We start from the raw sequence: 20,179 nt of genomic DNA, 5'->3' as shown, positions 1-20,179 counted from the left end.
TCCGAGCTTGGGTGCATCTCGGTACACCCACGTGATCGACATGTTCAGATACTAGGCGGTCTGCTTGGCGTTCATGAACTGCGTGGGGCATGCAAGGTGCTCAGGGTCACATGGGTCGACGACAGGGCCTGAGCCTCCGCTGTGGGCCACGGTTTGCCGGGGCACCGGATCGAGTGGTAATGAAACGCGGCCTCGTGATTTCCGAGCACCGGCATCTGAGCCCTTGGCCCCAGGGTCGGCGCGCAGTGGTTGACTCGACCGGGGATAGGGGATCCGTCCTTCGGTGCGCTGCACGTTCGTCTCAGCAGTTCCCTGGCTGCTGGTGGTGCACCATCTGCGCGCCTCTGACCCACGCAAATGTCTGATGCCTAAGGCGGTGGCCATCTTCTCGATCACCGGAGCGCCGATGGCCGCGTCCCAGCCGTTGCCGTCTGAGAGGTGATTCAGCAGCTCCTCCAACACCTGGGCTGGGGTGCCGGACCAAGGAGGCCAGTGGGGCGCCCGTCGAGCCCAGGATGGGCGGTTTGTCGTTGCAGGGCTGTGACGGGACGGGGGGATTGTTGTCGAGAACGGCCGAAAGAATGGCGTGCATGGGACAGGCGCGACCTGCCTGTTTACACGTCATGTGCTCTTTCTGGGGGGACCAGTTCTGATGCGTTCCACTATGCCTCGCGCGATGGCTTCGACCGCTGTCGCGGTGTCCGCCGTGTTTCTGCTCGGCGCGTGCAGCAGTACCGGTACTGGTTCTGGGGCTGGTTCGGTTCATGCGGGCGGTTCGGCTGCAGCGGCTCCGGGCGGGACTCAGCCAGCGGCCACCGCGGCTGCAGGCGATGGCCAGACGGTGACGGCTGCGTCTGCGAAGATCACCGGCTGTCGGAACCTGATCGCGACCGCGGCGGTCAAGACGGCGGTCACCCGGGCGTACACCAGCCACAACGCCCTTTTCCACCACATCAAGCCGCGCCCGGGCCAGTTCCTTTACGGGCAGTGCGGGGACACGCGGTACGCCGCGACCGCCTTCGAACTCACCCCGGGCGCGACGCGCCAGGAACAGGTCGGCATCCAGGACGACGGCAGTGCGCGCAAGTACTTCATCCTCCGGGGCGGCCAGCCCTGGGGTTACAGCCACAGCGCCGCCCCGTTCAGCGGCGGCTGCGTCGGAATTCCCCGGGAGCTCTCCCAACTCTGGGACAACTGCCCCTCTGAATGACGGCTGACCAGTGCTGTGGGGCCAGGATGGGGACGAAGCGTCGCCGCCTGGCCTCCAAAAGCAGGTGCCGTTCGTGTCCGGCCTTACACCCAGGGCTCGCCGGGGCGCACGCTTGAAACGAGAACTGGGCCCGTCGGCACGGGGGAGAGCGACGGGCCCAGCGGCCCCACGGTGCCACACCGTCGGCCGAAGCGCACCCAATTCGAGAAGCAGAAGCAAGAGCCGTCAGCTGAGACCGAGCCTGCCGAGCGCCGTGGTCCAGTCGGTAGCGACGGCCTGCTGCGCAGCCGCCCGGGTGACCTTCCCGGAGCAGACGGCCACCTTGTACGAGAACGCGAACCCCTACCTGATCAACGAGCCGTCCGGTGTCCTGGACACCGGACGCGCCAGATACACCGCGCTCGATGACCGCACCGTGCGGGTGAGCGGGGCCGAGTACCACGAGGCGGACACCTGCACGATCAAGCTGGAGGACTCCCGCCTGGTGGGCTGCCAGACCATCGCGATGGGCGGGATCCGCGACCGGGACGTCATCGAGCACCTGGCACCACTGCCTCGCCCGGGCCGTGAAGGTCTCCTTCCCCCCGGCCTGTCCGGCAGGGTGACGGCCACGACCGCGACTGCTGTGGAGGCCGGCAGCACGCGGCGCTGATCGATCTCCTCGTCCCCGCGGCGACCGGCCAACCCGCGGAGGCGACCCGAACACCAGCGGTGGTGGGCCCCGCAGCCGGCACGGCCGGAAAGCGGGTCTGGTGGCCCCCAGGACATGAACCGCGACGAACTCACCTGGCAGGATGTGCTGTTCAAGGGCTTCGAGGTACTGGTCACCGCGGCGGCGCACGGCGGGTGCGGGATGGTGGCGCGGTTGAGCGGCCGCCGCGACGCGGGCTCGTGTCCGGCCTGTGGCCGGGCATCGGCCCGTGTGCAGGACCGCTACGAGCGCCGTCTGCAGGATCTCCCGGTGGCCGGGCACGCCGTGCGGACCCTGCTGTCGGTGAGGCGATTCGTCTGCGCTGACGGCTCCTGCTCTCAGCGCACATGTGTCGCAGAGATACGGGGTTTGACCAGCCCGTACGCGCGGTGCACCGATCGACTGGGCGCGGTGCCGGACCGGATCGCGCCCGCATTGGCCGGCCGGGCCGGAGCTCGGATGGCCAACGCCCGGGAGTCACGGCGGGGCGGATGGGACTGTTGAACCGGATCGGGGCGATGCCCGACCCGCTCTACGACACCCTGCGTATCCTCGGTGTCGACGATTTCGCAGCCGAGGAGGACAGGAAGCCGCGGACCTTCAGCAACCGCAGATCCAGGATCGGGTTGTCGGTGCGGAGCGCGTGCACCGCGAACGCTGCGAGCAGCAGGACCCCGATGGCCAGCGGGACCACGACGTGCCGATCGGCGGAAACGTGCTTGCTGGCCTCGTTCAGGCCGAAGGCCACCCCGGCGCAGGCCGGGGAGAGCACCAGCAGGCCAAGGACATCCAGCTTCCCGGCGGTGCGTGACCGCCTGGTCGGCACGGTCCGCCAGGCGAGCGCGATGGCGGCGATGCACACCGGGACGTTGATGAAGAAGATCCAGCGCCAGTTCCAGTCATCGACGATGGCGCCACCGACCACCGGGCCGACCACCGGGCCCAACGCGAGGCACAGGCCGATGCTCGTGCTCCACATCGTCCGGGCGCCGAAGCGTTCCAGGGTCCAGCCGTCCAGGGCCATTACGGCGGCCATCGCCAGCGGGTATCCAGAAATGCTTGTGGGGCCTGCCATCCGGGCAGGGAAGGCAGGCCCCACAGCGGGCATGGCTGCGGGTCAGGGCTCGGTCGGGGTGTCGGCCGATCCGCCTTCGGGGACGAGGTGGGCCGTCATCTCCTCGTGGGTGGGAGCTGCCGGCAGGGTGTGGGTGCGTTCCGGGCGCAGCCCGTCGAGGAAGACGCCGAGGTGCCGCGCGGCCAGCGCGGTGGCCTGCTGGGGTGGGAGGTAGGGCAGGGGGCGGCAGATCAGCGCGGCAGTGGTGATCAGGTCGACGGCTGTGATGTCGGGCCGGAGAGCCTTGCGGGTGCGCCCTTCGGTGAGGATCTCCTCCAGTGCGGCGGCGATCTCCCGTTGCAGTTCGCGGGCCTGGGGATTGTTCGTCATCGGGCCCCCGATCAGGGGCAGTGAGAGCAGGTCGCGGTTGTCGATGAGGTTCTGCAGGAAGGTCTCCACAGCCGTGAACGGGTCGGTCTGCGCCTGCCTCGCCGCCGCGCGGGCGGTGTCGAGCACGAGGGCGAATCCGTCCAGGAGGACCTGGGCGATCAGGGCGTCGCGGTCAGGGAAGCGTCGGTAGAGGGTGGCGATGTTCACGCCTGCCCGGCGGGCGATCTCGTCCAGGGGGACGGCGGTGCCCGACTCACGGAAGGCGGTGCGTGCCGCGGTCAGGATCTGGGCGCGGTTGCGTGCGGCGTCGGCGCGCAGCTGCGGGGTCCCGTCTCGCCCTGGGGTGCTGCCGGTCACCGTGGTCCACCTCTGCTGTCGTCGTGCTCCGCTTGCGTGCCGAGCGTACGACACTCAGGATAAGTGAAGGATTTACTGCAGTTAGTGCTAGCCTGGTCCGCGTCGGCCCGTGGAACGCGATGGCTGGACCCAGAGCCCCGACCTCCCCTGCATTCGTGGGCAGGGGGCGGCGGCGCGGCTGGTGCACCCGGTGTGTCCCGAGAGTCGGTTCGTCAACACGGGAAGGAAAGAAGACCTATGACCTCACTGGGCAGCAACCGCTTCGCGGGCAAGGTCGCGGTGGTGACCGGAGGCAGCCGGGGGATCGGCGCGGCGGTCGTCGCGCGGCTGGCCGCAGAGGGAGCCGCGGTCGCCATCGGCTACCGCGGCAACAAGCAGGCGGCGGACGAGCTGGTCGACACGGTCACGGCCGACGGCGGCAGGGCACTGGCCGTGCGCACGGACGTCGCCGATCCCGAGCAGACCAGGACCCTGGTCGAGCAGGCGGTGTCCGAGTTCGGTCGGCTCGACGTCCTGGCCTCGTGCGCCGGCATCGAGCACTTCGACGCGCTGGAGAACATCACCCCGGCCGACTTCGACCACGTCTTCGCCGTGAACACTCGCGGTCAGCTCTTCGCCGTCCAGCACGCCGCGGCCCACATGCGGGAGGGTGGGCGGATCGTGCTGACCTCCTCGGTGAGCGCCTCCCGGGCGGTGTTCGGCCACACCCTGTACGCCTCGTCCAAGGCGGCCGTGGAATCCATGGTCCTCAACCTCTCCGCGGAGCTCGGCCGGCGCGGCATCACAGTCAACGCGATCGCCCCCGGCGGCACCGCCACCGACATGGCCGCGGAGCACGGCGCCCGCTATCAGCACCCCCTGCTCAGGGATTCGATGCCGCTCTCCCAGTGGCTGTCGGTCCACGGCGCTCTCGGGCGTCTGGCCAAGCCCGAGGAGATCGCCGCGGGTTATGCCTTCCTCGCCTCCGACGACGCCGCCTACATGACCGGCCGCACGCTGCCCGTGGACGGCGGCTTCTTCTAGAAGCCTTCTGGACCGAGGCCCGCTGCCGTCGACGGCCCATGCCGTGACCGGCGCCGGTCCCGCCACCCCGCTGCGTGACCGGCGTCATGCGGCCGGCCGGCAGCCGCTGACGCGGACTGGCCCGGCCCAGGCGCTCCGCAGACAAGTCCGCACGGATGAAGCCCAGTTGGCGCTCATACAAGAAGTCCCTACCGCAGGCCGCGCGTAAGCGGCAGATACCCACATGCAGCACACCACGCCCGTTCCCCCGCACACGTACCCCGAGGGTGTCGAGTCGAGCCCCTCCACCTCCTCGGTCGACCCGTCGGCGGGGGCGTCCGTCGACGTGCCGCTGAGCTCCCGCCGTGAGAACAGCGAGCGACGCGGCCGCCATGCCCTGCTCGACACCGAGCCGGGTGTCCCCACTTCGGTACTCGCCGCAGGCGCCACGATCCGCAAGGCCATGCTCGTCCCGGTGGTGACCGCGCTGGCGATCGGAACGGTGTTCGTCGCGGTGTACCTGGCGGCCTTCCACGCGCCCACGGCTCACCACCAGCCACTGGGCATCGCAGCCTCCGACCGGACGGCCGCACGCACCGAGCTCGCCCTGAACGACACCGCGCCGGACGCCTACACCTTCCACCGCTACGCCGGCGCCGAGGCCGCCCGCGACGCCGTCACGCACGACCGGGTGTCCGCCGCCCTGGTCACCGAGGGCAAAAGCACGGTGCTCCTCGCGGCGGGCGCCCAGGGGCCGTCCACTGTCGCCGGCCTGCAGGCCGCCGTCACCTCGGTGGTCGGGCACCCGGTAGTGGTCGAGGACGTTGTACCGCTGGCGTCCGGCGATGCCCGCGGACTGTCGGTCTTCTACGCCTCCTTCGGCGTCGTGCTGGCCGGCTTCCTGTTCTCGGTGGCCTCCTACCAGATTGCCCCGCGCCTGCAGCTGGCCGCCCGGCTGGCCTCCACCGCGGTCTTCGCGGCCGCGAGCGGCGTCATGGTGGCGCTCCTCGGCCACCAGGCCTTCCACGCCTTGCCAGCCGCGTTCACCACCGTGGCCGTGATCGCGGGCCTGTTGGCCATGGCCACGGCGGTATCAGCCGGAGTGCTGCTGCGCATATGCGGTCCGATCGGCATGCCTGTGGCGTCGGTGGTGCTGCTGATCTTCGGCAATGCCACCTCCGGGGGCATCCTGCCGCCCTCCTTCCTGCCGCCGTGGCTGGCTCCCCTGGCGCAGATCATGCCTCCGGCCGCCGCCGTCCGGGCACTGCGCGGCGCCGGCTACTACCACTGCGCGCACCTGACCAGCGGCCTGCTCGTGCTCGCCTCCTGGACGCTCGGGTGCCTGGCCGTCCAGTACACCCTCGACGTCCGAGCCGCTCGGCGGAAGGCGCCCGCGGCATGACCACTCCGGGTACGGCGGACGGCCCAGAGCCACCGGAACGCGGCCCGGGCAGCGGCTGAACGTGTTCAGGTGGCCGCGGCCCCGCCCGCGGAGTAGGTGGCGGCCGGAGCGGTCGTCAGGTTCACCTCGATCCGTCTCCGCACCCGCAGGGCTTCTTCGCGCTCCCCGTCCGCCGGCCCTGCGGCGGTGAGCTCTTCCAGGTCGTGCCATGCCCGCTGCACCCGGTCGCGCAGGGCCTGGCCCACGCGAGTGGCGGCCACGACGACAGCCCGACGGTCGAGCGGAGAGGGCCTGCGGGTGACGAAGCCGGCCTGCTCCAGGCACTGCCCGGTCGCCTCGCTGTCGCGATGGCGCTGCGCACCACCCTTGACTGCTATTCAGATCCTCGCGCGAGACGCCGACTCTCCAGACCGTAAGCCAGAACGTTCAGTGCCAGCGAGACGCTCGCTACGACGGTCTGCGGGCCACGGACCCTGGGCGGCCTCGCCGGGACCTGTTCCTCCTGTTCCCGGCCGCTGCCCGGTCCGGACGCCCCGGCGTCCGCGCGGTCAAGGGCGGACGCGGGCCATGGCCCGTCGAACAGGGCTGTTCCCGGGAAGAGGGTCGACGACAATTGCGTGATCCAGTAGACGGACGCGGAGGCGGTGCTGACCTGCAGGCGATCCCGGGTCCAGGGGCCGCGGCGGCCCCACAGTGTGTAAAGGCCGGCCATGCCCACCGCGGTGCCCATGCTCATGGTCTGAGCGTTGTGGAACTTGGCGTGCGGCGGCCAGTTGGGGTTGTGGATGTGGGTTTCGTTCCAGTCGAAGAAGTAGCTGCCATACGCCGTCACGAGAGAGGTCAGGGTCAGCAATGTCTTTCCGGTGCTGATCCTGGTCATAGAAGCCTCCTTGAGTGGATGGTGAGGGGCTGAATTCTCCATAGCTTGGAGCACATTGATGCTCGGCCCTGGGCGGGCCCAGAGCCCAGCCAGCCGGTTGTAGATGGCGATTTTCGACATAGGCAGGCCTGCAGTGGCGATATCCCTGACATTCGACGAGCTCGATCTCAAGATCATCCATGCGCTGCAGGTGGACGGGAGAGCACCCTTCAGCAAGATCGCCGGCGTGCTCGGACTGTCCGACCAGACTGTGGCCCGCCGCTACGCCTCCCTGCGCTCGGCCAAGAAGATCCGTGTCACCGGCCGCACTGACCCAGCGCGAGTAGGCGAGGTCGCATGGTTCGTCCGGGTCCGGTGCACCCCCGACGCCGCCCGGGCTATCGGCGAATCGCTGGCCCGCCGGCCGGACACCTCATGGGTGAAACTGACATCCGGCGGCACTGAGATCGTCGCTATCGTGCGGGCGCCCACTGGCCGCGACAGCGAGACACTCCTGCTGGGAAAACTGCCCCGTACGCCGCGTGTGATCAACGTCAGCGCCAACTGCCTGCTCCACGTGTTCTTCGGGGGACCACAGGGCTATGTCCACGCACTGGCCCCCGAGCAGGTGGCCCAGTTGGAGTCCCCACGCGCCGCGGACGGGCCACAAGTCGACCTGGACGACACTGACAAGCAGTTGCTGGCTCTGCTTGAGCGCGATGGCCGCACGGATGTCACCGCGCTGGCCACGGCCACCGGCCGGCCCGCGACCACCCTGCGGCGCCGCCTCGCCGACCTGAGGTCAAGCGGGGCCCTCTACTTCGACGTCGACTTTGACTACCGCAGCCTCGGCATGGCCCACCAGACCATGCTCTGGCTGTCGGTAGCTCCGGACCAAATGGTCGCAGCCGGCCAAGCCCTGGCCGCCCATCCCGAGGTCCCTTTCACCGCCGCGACCACCGGATCGACGAACCTCTTCGCCAGTGTGCTGTGCCCGGACCCCAGCGCCCTGTACACCTATCTCACCACCAAAGTCGCGACCCTTCCTTCAGTCCAGTGCATGGAAACGGCCCCGGTCATCCAGACGCTCAAGAACTCATGAGTCCAGCGGGTCGCTGACACCGGGCAGCGCTGGCCAAGACGATTGCCACGACAACGAGGGGCACGTCGGCCGGGGTCATTGTCCGAAAGCGTCGCCATTGGGATTCCCGCCGCCGGCGGCCCACACAACAGCCCGGTCCAGCACGTGGTCACCGCGCCGCGTAGGCGCCGCCGTTGACGTGGATCACCTGGCCGGTCAGGTGGCCGGAATCGGGCCGGCAGAGGAAGAAGATCGCCTCTGCGATCTCGTTCGGGGTGCCGGGCCGCCGGTTGAACGCGGCGGACACCCGTGCCGCGACCCATTCCTCGGACACCGTGCCGGCGAAGAACTCGGTGTCCAGGGTGACCCCCGGTGCCACGACATTGGCAGTGATCCTGCGGGAACCCAGTGTCCTCGCGATCTCGACGTTCCACGCCTCCAGGGCAGCCTTGGCCGCGCCGTACGAACCGGATCCCTGCTTGGCAGCCACCGAACCGACGGTGACTATGCGTGCTCCGTCCGCCAACCGCGGCTTGAGTGCCTCAGTGACCAGGACCGTGGTGAGCACGTTGGCCTCGAAGTTGGCCCGCCACGCGTCGGCCACACCGGCAAGGTCGCCTGCGGCGACGGTCGGACGGCGACGGTCGGTGTTGCCGCCGGCGTTGTTGACCAACACGTCGATGGTGGCCGGCAGGTGGTCGAGCGCCGTCCGAACGGCGGCCGGGTCGGCGGCGTCGAACGCGGCGTGGGTCACCCCCAACCGCTTGGCGGTGGTGGCCAGCACGTCACTACGTCGACCTGTGATCGTGACGTCGTGCCCGGTCTTGGCGAACAGTTCTGCGGTGGCGGCGCCGATGCCCGTCCCGCCACCGGTGATGACGACGCTGCGCTTCGTCGTAGGGGTCATGGGGCAGAAGTCTCGACTCTGAATATTCGAGGAGTCAATAGATATTCGAATATCCAGGGTCACTTCGAAGTTGTGTATCCTGCCGTCCATGTCAACCAGCGCGAAGACCCGCACGGACGAGGTGCACGCTCGGCTGCGGGCCGACATCCTCGGCGGGCGCTTCGCACCGGGCGAGCGGCTCAAGTTCACGCCGCTGTGCCAGGCCTACGACGCAAGCGTCGGGCTGATCCGGGAGGTGCTCAGCCGGCTGGCCGAGCAGGGACTGGTACTGGCCAACCCGCAGGCTGGATTCCAGGTCACGCCGATCTCCGTCGACGACCTGCTCGATCTGACCCGGACGCGGACGGACATCGAGTGCCTGGCCTTGCGGCGTGGCATGGAGCGGGGCGACATGGCCTGGCGCAGCCAGCTCGTTGCGACCCATTTCATCCTTGCCGACACGCCTCGCCGCGACGCGTCCGCTCCAACCCGCGTCACCCCGGCATGGGAAGCCGCCCACGCGAACTTCCACGACGCCCTGGTCTCCGGGAGTGGCAGCCCTCGGCTCTACGCGATCGCGACGGCACTGCGGGACAGCGCCTGCCTCTACCGCCGCTGGTCGGAAGCCATCGACCCGTCCGACGCCGCGCGCGATCCGGCCCAGGAGCACGCCACCATCTTTCAGCACGCGATCGACGGCGACGCCGACGCCGCCGTTGCCGCGCTGGCTGCGCACATCGAGTTGACCACCACGTTGATCGTGGCCTCGCGCGCCCCGTCGTGAGCCGGAGTGCGGGGTTCCGGGTGGTCTTCCTGACTAACACCCCAGTGCCGTTTGGTGATCAGGGACCCGCTTGAGCAGCGAGGACTGTGACGGTGTGAGCTGGCTGCCCGGATCGCCGTCGGCCTCTTCCACGCTCATAACGCGTAGCAGGTGATGCATGGCCGAACGCAGCTCGTGGGCCGCCTCCGTGAGCGCATGATGCGAGAGCGGTTCGGGCTCGGACTCGGAACAGCGCATGAAGCAACCACAAGACTTCGAGAGGAAAGCTTGCAAGCTTGGCTGTCGAAATCGGGGGTGCGTGACTATCGGAGGGCGGCAGGTATCTGCTGCGCACGCAAGGGATCCAGAACGAGGTTGCAGGCGTGCGTGTCGAACGGGAGTCCGATTGGCTGGCCGTGGCGTTCCGTGACTCACCGGTTCGGAAACGGCGCATCGCCGCCCCGGTGCTTGGGAGGTGCCCCGGCCGGTGACTGGAGCCTGAGTGTTGACGAGACCATGGTCCGCTCTGTTGGCAGGACTGCGCCGTGATGGGTGGGGAGGCCGATCACCTCACCACATTGAACTCTCCTCCGCTCAACCGGCCTTCGGCGGAGATGGCGCATCGGCCTGTGACGACTGGCCGGGAACGGTCATCGAGATGGATGTTGATGACGCTGGGACGGGCCATGGACTCGCCCTGTGCGATGGCCAGTCGCTTGGAGACGCTGAGCAGGCCGAGGTGGTCCAGGTACGCGCACAGCGGCCCGGCGGCGCTTCCAGTGGCTGGGTCCTCGTCGAGCCCGGAGCCGGGGTTGAAGAATCGTGCCGACACGCTGGTCACGGGGCGTTCGTCTCCGATGGACACCGCGTAGAGACCCTGTGCCTGGCACGTGCGTGTCACCCGGACCAACGCGGCCTTCTCGGGCGCACATCGTGCCAGCGCCGCGGTGTCGTTGATCGCGACAAGGAGATGACTGGCGCCGGTGTCGACACTCCGTGGGGTCAGCGAGAGGTCGAGATCCTCAAGGCTCAGCCGCAGCGCGTCGACTACAGCCGCCGGCTCCGCCAGCCGGCCGATGCGTGCCGGCTCCTGCACCATCCCGAGCGTGTCTTCGAGGACGAGGACGTCCGACTGCCGGTCGCCGATCTGCTGCGAGATACGGCCACTGTCGTCCGGTCGTGTCACACGGCCGGTCTCGAAGAGCCACCACCACGCTCCCAACGCGTTGTGGCCGGCCCCGAAGACCTCGGTCCCGCCTGCGGTGAAGGAACGCAGCCGGGCCGCCGCATTCCGGCCCGCAGCAGCTTTCGGACGCAGGACGAACGTGGTCTCGGCCTGGTTGAACTCACGCGCCACCTTTTGCATCCATGCGACGGGCGGGTCGTCGTCGAGGTGGCTCACGTCGACGACGGCCAACGGGTTGCCGGTCAGTGGCGTGTCGGCGAAGACGTCGACCAGGGCGAACGACACGTAGTCGTCCGGGGTCCGGTGTTCCGACATGGGGCGGCTCCCTCAGTTCTCCGCATCTGCTGCCTTTCCGATCTTGTGACATACCCGTCAAGTGGGAGTCCCCGATGCGGCAGTGTTCCGCGACGCCGACCGGACGGTTCAGCTCCGTCGCCCTGGCGCGTGACTGCCTGGCCCACCGGTTCGCAAACGCTGCCGACAACTGGTCCCGGCAGCCGTGCTGCCCGACGGGCATGACGGACGCGAATTGGGCGGCCATCCGGCTGCTGCTGCCCGTGCCGGGCAGGATGCGCGGTCGGGGTGGCTGTCCGGAGACGTCGGTGGTTGGGATCGCGGCGCTGCGGGTCGCCGCGGCAGTCCAGCTGAGATCGGCCACCGTCGTGCAGCGCGGCCAGGCGGACGTCCGGCGGGCGCGAGTGAGCGGCCCCGGCACAGGGCGTGCCCGAGGCGGTCGCCGATCGCCGCGATCGTCCACTATTTCGCGGTGAGGCCCGGTTCGTCCAGCTCTGGCCAGCCAAGGGGCGCGGTGAGAGGGACGCCGGAGCGCCCTGACATCGTAGGGGGCAACCGGTGTCTGGGCGTTGCGTTGCACGTCCTTCTCGTGGGCATGCTCGACGAAACCGACCATGGCCGGCCCCCATGGCCGCCATGGGGGCCGCCGTGAGCGGCAGGTGCACCAGCATCCACAGCACGGTGCTCGCGCGGGTGGCCTTCGGCAGCCGGTGGCCGGTGAAGTCGAAGTATGTCCACCAGGCGCCGAAGCCGACAACCACGGCGATCAGCCCGACGGCGAGGGTGAGCGCGCTGGTGTGCTCGTGGGCCAGTCCGTCGACCACTCCTGTGACGGTCTCGCCCAGCATGATGATGAACAGCCCGAACCGTTCGGTGAGCGCGTCGGTCACGCTGAGCGTGACCGACCGTTCCGGGAAGGCCCACCCCAGCATGACAGCAAGCCACGCCAGGTACGCGACCGCCAGCAGACCCCACGTCAGCATGCGGAGACCCGCAGGCAGGGCGGCGCTCGCGGCCAGGACGACCGCGCACACGGCCGTCCCGGTCACGAACACCCTGCTGGGACGGCGGAATTCGGCGCTGTTACCGCGTCCGGCGAGTAGCCACAGCACCGCCAGCACCGCGAACAACACCCCCGCGTCCACGGCAGACGCGACTCCTCGGGCGCCGCCCGCCTCGGGGATGAATGTACCCAGTGGGACCAGTAGCGGGATCTGCAGCAGGAACATGCTCGGGCCGCGGGCATCCTCGTGCCCGTGCAGTTCGTGGTGGAGGCTGCCGTTGAACCAGCCGTTGTCCACCAGCTCGAACCACCGCGAACTCACCCAGCCCGCGCCAGGTCAGATGCCCGGCCAAGCGGTGGGCGGCCTGGGCGACCAGTACCACCACGACGAGGTCGTAGAACAGTTCGGGTGGGCCGACCACCCGCTCCCGCGGCTGCTCACCATGGGCACGCGGCGGGCGCCACAACTGGCTGCGCAGCCGGGTCCACTGCTCGTGTCGCGACGTCATGCCGGCAGCGTAGGTCGCTAGCGGGCGAGATCCTCGGACACGGCCCACAACCGGGCCGCGTTCTCCCGGTCCAGGGCGTAGGGCGCTACACCGGCGACCGCACCGGCCCGCTCGGCGACTGGCTCGGCCTCGGCACAGTCCTCGAAATAGCGGCCGGTGATGCCCTCCACCGTCGGCGAGGCTGCCAGCAGCACCGAAGTCGCGGCGCCCTGCTCCACCGTCTTCTGCGGCGGCAGCGCGATGGCGCCCGAGGCGATGAAGTCTGCCACCTGCTGCATGTCCATGTGCCGGGCCAGGGAGGTGTCGCCGACGTTGCCCGGCATCAGCGCATTGGCGGTGATGCCGTCGTCGGCCCATCGTTCCGCGGCACCGACGGCGAACAGGATGTTGGCGGTCTTCGACTGACCGTAGGAGGTCCAGGGGTCGTAGGGGCGGAAGCGGTAGTCCAGGTCGTCGAAGACCACCGGTGAGAAGAGGTGGCCGATGGAACTCACCGAGACGATCCGAGCGCCGCCCGCCGCCGCGAGAGCCGGGCGGAGGCCGACGGCGAGGGCGAAGTGCCCCAGGTGGTTGACGGCGAACTGGGTTTCCCTGCCGTCAGGGGTGTGGGTGAGTTCCGGCAGGGCCATCACCCCGGCATTGCCCACCAGGATGTGCAGCGGTCCCGTCCAGGCGGACACGAACGCCGCGACCGTCGAGCGGTCGGCCAGGTCGAGTCGCCCCACGGTCAACTTCCCCGATTTCGGGGGAAGTTCGGCCTCCAGGCGTGCCACCACGCGCGCTCCCGCGTCAGTGTCACGCACTGCCAAGGTGACGTCGGCTCCTGCCGCTGCGAGCGTCCGAGCTGTCTCCACGCCGATTCCGGAACTGGCTCCGGTCACCACGGCCCGGCGGCCGTGAAGGTCGACGCCGTCGATCACGTCGGCGGCGGTTGTGCTTGCCCCGAACGTGGGGGGTGTCTGAGGCACTGACATGAGTCGAGTCTCCTGATCTGAGAACACCGAGGGCCTCAACGCGTGCGGCATGGTTGCCGATTGCGTTCGGCGGCCTCGGCAATGGGGGTCGGTCGAAAGGCGATGCCGGACCGCCGGGACGGGGTCTGGCCGGGTCACCGGGAAGACGGAGAACGGCCGATGGGAGTCCACGCTGATCCGGGACCGTATGGCCGGCTGGTGGCACGGGAGCTGCTTAAGACGTGGGGGCCTGGCGCTCTGTATCGGGGGCCAGGGGGGCGTGGCCTCGCAATGAATCTTGTGACGGGCCGGTCGGCTGTCAGCCGTTGAGCGTTCCCATCAGCTCGGGTGCGTAGCGGTCGCCGGTGACGACGCCGTGCGGGGCGACGGCCTCGATCGCAGCGATGTCGTCGGACGTCAGAGTCACCTCGGTCGCGGCGACGTTTTCCTTGAGGTAGCGGCGGCGCTTGGTGCCGGGGATGGCCACGGCGCCCTGGTGCTGGACCCAGGCGAGCGCCAGCTGCGAAGGCGTGACGTTCTTGTCGGACGCGATGCGGCGGACCTCGCGGACGACGTCCAGGTTGCGGGCGAAGTTCTCGCCCTGGAACCGGGGGTCGGTACGGCGCCAGTCGTCCTCGGCGAAGTCGTCGGGGCTGGTGATCGCGCCGGAGAGGAAGCCGCGTCCCAGCGGGGAGTAGGCGACCAGGCCGATCCCCAGCTCCCGCAGCGTGTCGCGTAGCCCGTCCTGTTCGATGCCGCGCTCGAAGAGTGAGTACTCGGTCTGAACGGCGGTGAGCGGGTGCACGGCGTGTGCCCGCCGGATGGTCTGCGCCGAGGCTTCGCACAGCCCGATGTGCCGCACCTTGCCCTCGGCGACCAGCTCGGCCAGGGCGCCGACGGTTTCCTCGATCGGCACCTTGGGGTCGATGCGGTGCAGGTAGTAAAGGTCGATGTGGTCAGTGCCCAGGTGCCGCAGCGAGCGTTCGAGAGCCCGCCGGACGTACTCGGGCCTTCCGTTGAGGCCGAGCATGCTGCCGTCGTCGGTGATCTCCGCGCCGGTCTTGGTGGCGACCACCGCGGCATCCCGCCGCCCCGCCAGCGCCTTGCCGAGCAGCTGCTCATTGATGAAGGGGCCGTAGCTCTCGGCGGTGTCCAGCAGGGTGACACCGAGTTCCAGCGCGCGGTCGATGGTGGCCAGCGACTCGGTCTCATCGGTGGCGCCGTAGAAGGCGCTCATGCCCATGCAGCCGAGGCCTTGCGCGCCGACGATCAGACTCTGGCTGCCCAGTGCGCGGTGTTCCATGAGGGTTCCCGTTCTATCGACAGAGGTAACTAACTGGATAGATACACGACCGTAGACCTGCGATCCGCGCGTGTCAATAACTAGATAGTTACTTGCTAGTGTGGCGGGTATGTCACGGGACTCCAGCGCCACAAAGGCCCGGCTGCTCGACGCCGCCTTCACCGAATTCGCCGCGTACGGCATCGCCGGTGCCCGAGTGGACCGCATCGCCGAGACCGCGGGGGTGAACAAGCGGCTGATCTACGTCTATTTCGGTAACAAGGAGCAGCTGTTCGACGAGGTCTTGCGGCGTGCGCTGACCGCGGGTGCCGAGTCTGTGCCGTTCAACGTCGAGGACCTGCCCGGATACGCCGGCGCCATCTTCGACCACCTCGTCGCCCGGCCGGATCTGATGCGCCTGCGACTATGGAAACTGCTGGAGCGCCCCACCGCCACCGGACCCGAGGCCGAGGCCTTCGGTCACAAAACGGCCGAAGTTGCCGACGCGCAGCAGCGTGGTGACCTCGCCCGGGAGATGGAGCCTGCCGATCTCCTGACCATGGTTCTCGCCGCCGCCCAGGCATGGTTCTGGGCCGCCGAGGGCGTCGACCCCAAGGAGGCCGGCCAGTCCTGGTCGGCACAGCGGCTGGCCCTGCACCGCGCGGCGGTCGTTGAGGCCGCCCGCCGTATCAGCGAACCCAGGACCGCTGGTGAGTAGCAACGGGAGGCAAACGTGCCCGAAGCTGCCGGTCACGGTCCGCTACCGCGCCTGAGTGTGCTCGCGTCGCGCTGTGGTGTCGGTGCCGTCCCACTGGTAGCGATCGGTGCCGGGCAGGCCCAGGAACTGCAGGACGCGTTCGACGAACTCGTCCCGCAGTTGCGCGAGTGTCTCCGGCACGTTGTAGTACGTCGGGATCATCGGGTACACGGTGGCTCCCGCCTCCGTGACAGCGACCATGTTGCGCAGGTGGATGAGGTTCAGCGGTGCTTCCCGGAGACAGAGGACGAGTTTGCGCCGTTGCTTCAGCATCACGTCCGCGGCTCGCTCGATGAGGCTCTCGGTCTGGCCGTGAGCGATGCGTCCGAGTACGCCAGCGGCACACGGCAGGATGATCATGGCGTCGGTGGGGTAGCTGCCGCTGGTCACCGGTCCTGACATGTCGGCCGGATCGAGGAAGCGGACTTTCGTCGACGTGGCCTCCAGGGCCTGGACCACCGAGTCCGGATCTTCGCCGGTCTGGAATTCGAACGCCACCAGCTTGCGCCCGTTGGCCGACACCAGAAGGTTGACGTGGCCGACCCGGTCGTCTCTCTGAAGTGAGGCGAGCAAGGCTTTGGCCACTCCGGTGCCGCCTGCTCCCGTGACAGCAACTGTCACATTCTGCTGGGTCACGTCTGTCCCCTTCCTGACGCATCGGGCTGGCGACCGCACCTTCTCGTGCCTGACGAATGCAGGTCTCGAGGCCGTCGTTGAGGACCGCTGTCCGCGTCGGTCCGACACGCACGCTGATCGGTACCTCGCCAGGTGAGCGCCAAATCCCATGAGTCACTCGGCCGGCGGCTTGTCGTGATGACTCATTCACCCGGGCGGTGGCAGCCGCCGGCCCCGAGCGGAGGGTCCCTCGAGGCCGACGGCCGAGCATGCCGGTCGGGAGACGGCCACCTGGTGGATACCTCCCGCGATCCGCGGCACCCAGGCGTCAGCGCGATGCGGCAGAGCCGGTGTCGCCTGCCGACTCGGATTCGGCGGCGAGGACCTTGGCGCGCACATCTGCCGGGAAGACGCCGTCGAACGTTGCGGGCGGTACGCGTCCGCTTCCCATCGCCGGGAGCAGGGCGTCGTGCACGACGATGGCTCCCCAGCCGTTGTGCAGTTCCTCCTCGGTGAAGCACGGGTACCACGGCATGATCGGTCCGTGCCACTGCTCCTGGCGGAGGGACGGGTGCACCCTGGTGGCCAGTGCCCAGAGCAGATCCGAGTCGTTCGACGGATCCACGTCGTCGTCGAGGACGTAGACGACGGGGGAGAGCCGCCCCACCCGGGTGCCGTTCAGCACCTCGCCGATGCGGTGCACGAAGCGCGCGGTGTCCATCCCCGGCAGCGAGTCGCGCCAGTTCTGCGGGACGGTGATCACCGTCCAGAAGCAGGCTGCACCGAGCGGGAGCCATGCCGTCGTGATCGGCAGCCCCGCCTTCCGCAGTACCGCGACGACCTCTGCGGAGATGCCGGCAGCCGGTGCGACGTGCGAGTCGTCGACAGGCCGGCCGGCGGCGGCCAGCGGCCAGATCGGGTCGTCCCGGTAGGTGATCGCCTCGATACTGAAAAGCGGCTGCGGCGACGTCTCGGGCAGTGCCCAGCCGTGGAACTCCGCGAACGGACCCTCCACGGCGTCGCGGGTCGCGGACAGGTGTCCCTCGATGACGACCTCGGCGGAGGCCGGCACCTCCAGATCGTTCGTCTCGCACTTAACGACGTCGACCGGCTTGCCCAGCACCGCTCCGAGATACGCGCCCTCGTCGACCTCGGTCGGGACGGTCATTCCGCCGACGACGGCAATGCCCGGGTCGCCTCCCTGCACGAGGGCGTAGGGCATCGGCTCACCGATGGCCTCCCACTCGCGCCAGATCATGCCGAGGTGCTGGCTCGGCAGCACCAGTCCGGTCATGTGCTGGTCGTCGATCTTCATGATTCGGGAGATGGACCAGTTCGTCCATCGGCCGTCCGGCGTCCTGGCGATGATCACGCCCCAGGTGTTGACGTAGGGGCCGCCGTCGTCCTGGTGCACGCGTGGAATGGGGAACCGGTCGAGACGGGCTTCGTCACCCGTCAGGATGTTCTGCTTGCAGGGCGCCGAGTCGGCTGCCACCCGCCGAGGTGGGAGCAGTTCCTTGGTGCCTGCTTCCCTGAGGTGTTCGACCAGTTCGGCTGCGGTCGTCGTGTGCGGCAGACCGAGAGAGAGGGAGACCCGCGCCAGCGGATGCCCGGGAATGCTCGACAGGGCACCCGGGGCGCCGATCATGCGGAACCCCTCGTCGACTCCGCTGAGGTGCTCGAAGAACGGGGCGGGCCTGCCGTTCTCGGTGGACCGACGAGTGATGGCCGACGCTTCCAGGTTCGGATCGATCACGCGTGAGATCCGTTGAATGTCCCCCAGCTCTTCGAGCTCGGAGATGTAGGACCGGAAGTCATTGATTTCAGACATCAGTTGGTTACGCCTTTCAGTTCGGAGGGGCGCGGCATTCCGTCCCAGCGCTGCGCCGAAGCCACCTGGATATCGAGTTGGTCCAGGACTCGGACAACGACATGCTCAACGAGCTCGTGAATGGTTTTCGGACGGCTGTAGAAGGCCGGCATCGGCGGCACGATCCTCGCTCCCATGCGCGAGAGCGCCAGCATGTTCTCGAGATGGATCTCGCTGAGCGGGGTCTCCCTCGGTACGAGCACCAAGGGGCGGCGCTCCTTCAGCGTGACGTCGGCAGCTCGGGGGATGAGACCGTCGGCATATCCGGTTCGGATTCCGGCGAGTGTCTTCATGCTGCACGGCGCGACAATCATTCCGTCCACGCGGAATGAACCTGATGAGATTGCCGCCCCTTGGTCGTTCCACGTATAGGTCACGTCGGCCAGGTCGGTGACTTCGCGGACCGACAGGTCGGTCTCCAGATGGATGGTCGCCCTGGCCCATTGGGACAGAACGAGATGAGTCTCCACATCCGGCTGCTCCCGCAGTCGGCGAAGCAGTTCGACACCGAAGACGGCGCCGGTCGCTCCGGTCATTCCCAAGATCACACGTCGGGACATGGGATGCACCTTCCGTACACGGTAAGTCCGTACACGGAACAATGTAGCTGCCGAAACTTCCGATTGCAAACAGTCCGTGTACCGACTGACCGTATACGGAGGTAGCCTGTACTTATGACGACCGGAGCGCGATACGACGGGACGCTGGAAGACGGCATGGCCCACCAGCTGCGACGCGCCTCGCAGGCGGTGAACGCCTCGTGGCAGCTGCGCAGCGGTGACCTCACGCCTCCGCAGTTCGCGGTGCTTCACGTCCTGGACGAGCGCGGAAGCCTCGACCAGAAGACGCTGGGCGCCCTCGCCGCGGTCGACCGGTCGACACTCACTCCCCTTCTCGACCGGCTCGTGGCCCGCGGCCTGATCACCAAGAGCACGGATCCCGGCAACCGCCGCCGGCAACTGGTCTCCCTGACTCCTGCCGGGCACGAACGAGCGGCTCTGGGCCGCCAGCAGGCACAGGAGACAAGCCGCTGGATCGAGGAGCTGCTCGGACCCGAGCGGCTCGCGACCCTGACCCTGCTGCTCAAGGAACTCGGAGACGCAGGCCGCGACCAGCAGCCGTAGTGAGGGAGTCAGGAAAGGGGCGTCGTGTCGTGCCGTCCCTGTCTCCGGGGCCGGGGCGCGGAGCCGATGGTTTCGTGGCGCCTGTTGTCGAGCTGTTCGTGACCCACGGCTCGGTCGGACTCGAGACTACCGGCGCGCCGGCCGCGGGTGACGCGGTCCGCTTCCCCGTGAGCGGTGGCCAGCGGATCAGTGTCCGGCGCCCGCCGCACTTATCGTCCGGGAGATGCGCACGGGCCTCGCGATCTGTCCATGCGAGGAGGCAGCGCCGGGTACCGGTCCGCGCGGTCCAGCGCCGCACGGCCGATGGCGCGCGCATCCCGAGACCGCACGGGATCCCTGCCGCCATCAAGCGATCACCCTCACACCGTTCAGAAGCGAGTGGTACTGGACGACGCCGATGCCGAACCGCCCTGGCTCGACAGTGAGTCGCTGTCCTGCGGGCTGGTCGATGGCCCCCGGCATGGACAAGCAGAAAGACACACGTGCCCTTCAGCCACCGGCCCGGCGCAGCCACTGCTCTTCCTCACCTGGTTCGGGCAGCACACGACCGCCCTCCACAGCGGACCCGGCAGGTCCGTCCTGCAGCACCACCATGGTTTGGCGCTCGTCCAGGCCGGAAATCCGGGCGATCGCCGAGGACAGCTCCAGAGCCAGTCGCGTCGCCTCCTTCTGCGGATGGCCCCGTCGCACCCAGCCAGTGACGATCAGTGGTGTCGCCGGCTGCCCGCCCGCGAAGACACTGTCTGCAGGCAGCTCGGAGAAGACCACGTTGACGTAGGCCGGTGAAACATGGTTGATATCCAAGTGGATCCGGGTGATCTCGGCTGCCAGCAGGGCCTTCACCTCGCTGGTCAGCGATCCCTGCGCAGCAGTACAGGTGTAGACGGGCAT

At 68.6% G+C, this 20,179-nt stretch carries 22 protein-coding genes and 1 pseudogene; 9 read left to right on the top strand and 14 right to left on the bottom strand.

The genetic code is table 11. The features are described 5' to 3' along the window. The first annotated feature begins 841 nt into the window (after positions 1–841). From AC4OXY_RS03720 to AC4OXY_RS03710, 3 genes are all read left to right on the top strand, one after another. The gene (locus AC4OXY_RS03720) at positions 842–1,210 is read left to right on the top strand and encodes a hypothetical protein (protein ID WP_491993138.1); all 369 of its coding nucleotides are present in this window, start codon (positions 842–844) and stop codon (positions 1,208–1,210) included. Between the two features lie 253 nt (positions 1,211–1,463). After that, a complete protein-coding gene (locus AC4OXY_RS03715; RefSeq protein WP_491993137.1) occupies positions 1,464–1,862 on the top strand; it encodes a hypothetical protein in 399 nt (132 codons plus the stop codon). Positions 1,863–1,976: 114 nt separating this feature from the next. Beyond that, positions 1,977–2,405 (top strand): transposase family protein, encoded by a 429-nt coding sequence (locus AC4OXY_RS03710; RefSeq protein WP_491993136.1) that lies wholly within the window; start codon positions 1,977–1,979, stop codon positions 2,403–2,405. 28 nt (positions 2,406–2,433) lie between these two features. Here the strand turns inward: AC4OXY_RS03710 and AC4OXY_RS03705 are convergent, their stop codons facing one another. Then, positions 2,434–2,937 carry an MFS transporter gene (locus AC4OXY_RS03705; protein WP_491993135.1) on the bottom strand — a complete coding sequence of 168 codons (504 nt, stop codon included), beginning with the start codon at positions 2,935–2,937 and terminating at the stop codon, positions 2,434–2,436. 81 nt (positions 2,938–3,018) lie between these two features. Continuing rightward, on the bottom strand, positions 3,019–3,702 hold the full coding sequence (locus AC4OXY_RS03700) for a TetR/AcrR family transcriptional regulator (RefSeq protein WP_491993134.1): 684 nt from the start codon (positions 3,700–3,702) through the stop codon (positions 3,019–3,021). A 237-nt stretch (positions 3,703–3,939) separates the two neighbouring features. On the opposite strand from AC4OXY_RS03700, the gene AC4OXY_RS03695 reads away from it, so the two are divergent. Together AC4OXY_RS03695 and AC4OXY_RS03690 are read left to right on the top strand one after the other, a co-directional pair. Beyond that, positions 3,940–4,725, top strand: coding sequence for an SDR family NAD(P)-dependent oxidoreductase (locus AC4OXY_RS03695; protein ID WP_491993133.1), 786 nt, complete (start codon positions 3,940–3,942; stop codon positions 4,723–4,725). Between the two features lie 223 nt (positions 4,726–4,948). Further along, positions 4,949–6,106: an ABC transporter permease gene (locus AC4OXY_RS03690; protein WP_491993132.1), complete on the top strand. Its 1,158-nt coding sequence runs from the start codon at positions 4,949–4,951 to the stop codon at positions 6,104–6,106. A 65-nt stretch (positions 6,107–6,171) separates the two neighbouring features. On the opposite strand, the gene AC4OXY_RS03685 is transcribed toward AC4OXY_RS03690, so the two are convergent. Both AC4OXY_RS03685 and AC4OXY_RS03680 read right to left on the bottom strand, forming a co-directional pair. Further along, positions 6,172–6,366, bottom strand: a complete 195-nt coding sequence (locus AC4OXY_RS03685) for a hypothetical protein (protein ID WP_491993131.1) — start codon at positions 6,364–6,366, stop codon at positions 6,172–6,174. Between the two features lie 113 nt (positions 6,367–6,479). Further along, entirely contained in the window at positions 6,480–6,986 is a 507-nt protein-coding gene (locus tag AC4OXY_RS03680; RefSeq protein WP_491993130.1) for a DUF6640 family protein, read from the bottom strand. A 103-nt stretch (positions 6,987–7,089) separates the two neighbouring features. Between AC4OXY_RS03680 and AC4OXY_RS03675 the strand changes: the two genes are divergently transcribed. Next, on the top strand, positions 7,090–8,067 hold the full coding sequence (locus AC4OXY_RS03675) for an Lrp/AsnC family transcriptional regulator (RefSeq protein WP_491993129.1): 978 nt from the start codon (positions 7,090–7,092) through the stop codon (positions 8,065–8,067). 148 nt (positions 8,068–8,215) lie between these two features. Here the strand turns inward: AC4OXY_RS03675 and AC4OXY_RS03670 are convergent, their stop codons facing one another. After that, positions 8,216–9,067 carry an SDR family NAD(P)-dependent oxidoreductase gene (locus tag AC4OXY_RS03670; protein ID WP_491993128.1) on the bottom strand — a complete coding sequence of 284 codons (852 nt, stop codon included), beginning with the start codon at positions 9,065–9,067 and terminating at the stop codon, positions 8,216–8,218. On the opposite strand from AC4OXY_RS03670, the gene AC4OXY_RS03665 reads away from it, so the two are divergent. Continuing rightward, a complete protein-coding gene (locus tag AC4OXY_RS03665) occupies positions 9,042–9,716 on the top strand; it encodes a GntR family transcriptional regulator (protein WP_376294959.1) in 675 nt (224 codons plus the stop codon). The two genes, AC4OXY_RS03670 and AC4OXY_RS03665, sit on opposite strands and share 26 nt — an antisense overlap. A 544-nt stretch (positions 9,717–10,260) precedes the next feature. Here the strand turns inward: AC4OXY_RS03665 and AC4OXY_RS03660 are convergent. The 5 genes and pseudogenes from AC4OXY_RS03660 to AC4OXY_RS03640 all read right to left on the bottom strand — a co-directional run bounded on the left by AC4OXY_RS03660 (position 10,261) and on the right by AC4OXY_RS03640 (position 14,943). Next, the gene (locus tag AC4OXY_RS03660; RefSeq protein WP_356039642.1) at positions 10,261–11,196 is read right to left on the bottom strand and encodes a PhzF family phenazine biosynthesis protein; all 936 of its coding nucleotides are present in this window, start codon (positions 11,194–11,196) and stop codon (positions 10,261–10,263) included. After that, positions 11,124–12,404 carry a low temperature requirement protein A gene (locus AC4OXY_RS03655; RefSeq protein ID WP_491993127.1) on the bottom strand — a complete coding sequence of 427 codons (1,281 nt, stop codon included), beginning with the start codon at positions 12,402–12,404 and terminating at the stop codon, positions 11,124–11,126. Before AC4OXY_RS03655 ends, AC4OXY_RS03660 begins: the two co-directional genes overlap by 73 nt. A gap of 133 nt (positions 12,405–12,537) precedes the next feature. Continuing rightward, positions 12,538–12,687, bottom strand: a pseudogene (locus AC4OXY_RS03650) (low temperature requirement protein A); the annotation flags it as partial. Between the two features lie 17 nt (positions 12,688–12,704). Continuing rightward, positions 12,705–13,661 (bottom strand): SDR family NAD(P)-dependent oxidoreductase, encoded by a 957-nt coding sequence (locus AC4OXY_RS03645; RefSeq protein WP_491993126.1) that lies wholly within the window; start codon positions 13,659–13,661, stop codon positions 12,705–12,707. Between the two features lie 298 nt (positions 13,662–13,959). Continuing rightward, entirely contained in the window at positions 13,960–14,943 is a 984-nt protein-coding gene (locus tag AC4OXY_RS03640; protein ID WP_376294951.1) for an aldo/keto reductase, read from the bottom strand. A 109-nt stretch (positions 14,944–15,052) separates the two neighbouring features. Between AC4OXY_RS03640 and AC4OXY_RS03635 the strand changes: the two genes are divergently transcribed. Then, positions 15,053–15,640: a TetR/AcrR family transcriptional regulator gene (locus AC4OXY_RS03635; RefSeq protein WP_351929040.1), complete on the top strand. Its 588-nt coding sequence runs from the start codon at positions 15,053–15,055 to the stop codon at positions 15,638–15,640. A gap of 42 nt (positions 15,641–15,682) precedes the next feature. On the opposite strand, the gene AC4OXY_RS03630 is transcribed toward AC4OXY_RS03635, so the two are convergent. The 3 genes from AC4OXY_RS03630 to AC4OXY_RS03620 all read right to left on the bottom strand — a co-directional run bounded on the left by AC4OXY_RS03630 (position 15,683) and on the right by AC4OXY_RS03620 (position 18,724). After that, on the bottom strand, positions 15,683–16,315 hold the full coding sequence (locus AC4OXY_RS03630; RefSeq protein ID WP_351224914.1) for a UbiX family flavin prenyltransferase: 633 nt from the start codon (positions 16,313–16,315) through the stop codon (positions 15,683–15,685). A 307-nt stretch (positions 16,316–16,622) separates the two neighbouring features. Next, positions 16,623–18,125, bottom strand: coding sequence for a UbiD family decarboxylase (locus AC4OXY_RS03625; protein ID WP_491993125.1), 1,503 nt, complete (start codon positions 18,123–18,125; stop codon positions 16,623–16,625). Beyond that, entirely contained in the window at positions 18,125–18,724 is a 600-nt protein-coding gene (locus tag AC4OXY_RS03620; RefSeq protein WP_376294947.1) for a non-oxidative hydroxyarylic acid decarboxylases subunit B, read from the bottom strand. The genes AC4OXY_RS03625 and AC4OXY_RS03620 overlap by 1 nt, the downstream gene beginning before the upstream one ends. A gap of 114 nt (positions 18,725–18,838) precedes the next feature. On the opposite strand from AC4OXY_RS03620, the gene AC4OXY_RS03615 reads away from it, so the two are divergent. After that, positions 18,839–19,288 (top strand): MarR family winged helix-turn-helix transcriptional regulator, encoded by a 450-nt coding sequence (locus AC4OXY_RS03615; protein WP_067051826.1) that lies wholly within the window; start codon positions 18,839–18,841, stop codon positions 19,286–19,288. 489 nt (positions 19,289–19,777) lie between these two features. On the opposite strand, the gene AC4OXY_RS03610 is transcribed toward AC4OXY_RS03615, so the two are convergent. Next, on the bottom strand, positions 19,778–20,179 hold the full coding sequence (locus tag AC4OXY_RS03610; RefSeq protein ID WP_376294945.1) for a tautomerase family protein: 402 nt from the start codon (positions 20,177–20,179) through the stop codon (positions 19,778–19,780).

This window comes from Streptomyces sp. HUAS MG56 (assembly GCF_058673395.1).
The sequence above is the reverse complement of the archived record's forward strand: the minus strand, read 5'-3'. Positions and strand labels throughout refer to the sequence as shown.

Bases quoted from the DNA above. Each gene is read 5' to 3' on its own strand.
- AC4OXY_RS03640 (WP_376294951.1), bottom strand. From the start codon at position 14,943: ATGGAACACCGCGCACTGGGCAGCCAGAGTCTGATCGTCGGCGCGCAA.
- AC4OXY_RS03680 (WP_491993130.1), bottom strand. From the start codon at position 6,986: ATGACCAGGATCAGCACCGGAAAGACATTGCTGACCCTGACCTCTCTC.
- AC4OXY_RS03655 (WP_491993127.1), bottom strand. From the start codon at position 12,404: ATGTTCCTGCTGCAGATCCCGCTACTGGTCCCACTGGGTACATTCATC.
- AC4OXY_RS03660 (WP_356039642.1), bottom strand. From the start codon at position 11,196: ATGTCGGAACACCGGACCCCGGACGACTACGTGTCGTTCGCCCTGGTC.
- AC4OXY_RS03705 (WP_491993135.1), bottom strand. From the start codon at position 2,937: ATGGCCGCCGTAATGGCCCTGGACGGCTGGACCCTGGAACGCTTCGGC.
- AC4OXY_RS03625 (WP_491993125.1), bottom strand. From the start codon at position 18,125: ATGTCTGAAATCAATGACTTCCGGTCCTACATCTCCGAGCTCGAAGAG.
- AC4OXY_RS03635 (WP_351929040.1), top strand. From the start codon at position 15,053: ATGTCACGGGACTCCAGCGCCACAAAGGCCCGGCTGCTCGACGCCGCC.
- AC4OXY_RS03620 (WP_376294947.1), bottom strand. From the start codon at position 18,724: ATGTCCCGACGTGTGATCTTGGGAATGACCGGAGCGACCGGCGCCGTC.
- AC4OXY_RS03690 (WP_491993132.1), top strand. From the start codon at position 4,949: ATGCAGCACACCACGCCCGTTCCCCCGCACACGTACCCCGAGGGTGTC.
- AC4OXY_RS03675 (WP_491993129.1), top strand. From the start codon at position 7,090: ATGGCGATTTTCGACATAGGCAGGCCTGCAGTGGCGATATCCCTGACA.
- AC4OXY_RS03615 (WP_067051826.1), top strand. From the start codon at position 18,839: ATGACGACCGGAGCGCGATACGACGGGACGCTGGAAGACGGCATGGCC.
- AC4OXY_RS03610 (WP_376294945.1), bottom strand. From the start codon at position 20,179: ATGCCCGTCTACACCTGTACTGCTGCGCAGGGATCGCTGACCAGCGAG.
- AC4OXY_RS03710 (WP_491993136.1), top strand. From the start codon at position 1,977: ATGAACCGCGACGAACTCACCTGGCAGGATGTGCTGTTCAAGGGCTTC.
- AC4OXY_RS03645 (WP_491993126.1), bottom strand. From the start codon at position 13,661: ATGTCAGTGCCTCAGACACCCCCCACGTTCGGGGCAAGCACAACCGCC.
- AC4OXY_RS03695 (WP_491993133.1), top strand. From the start codon at position 3,940: ATGACCTCACTGGGCAGCAACCGCTTCGCGGGCAAGGTCGCGGTGGTG.
- AC4OXY_RS03665 (WP_376294959.1), top strand. From the start codon at position 9,042: ATGTCAACCAGCGCGAAGACCCGCACGGACGAGGTGCACGCTCGGCTG.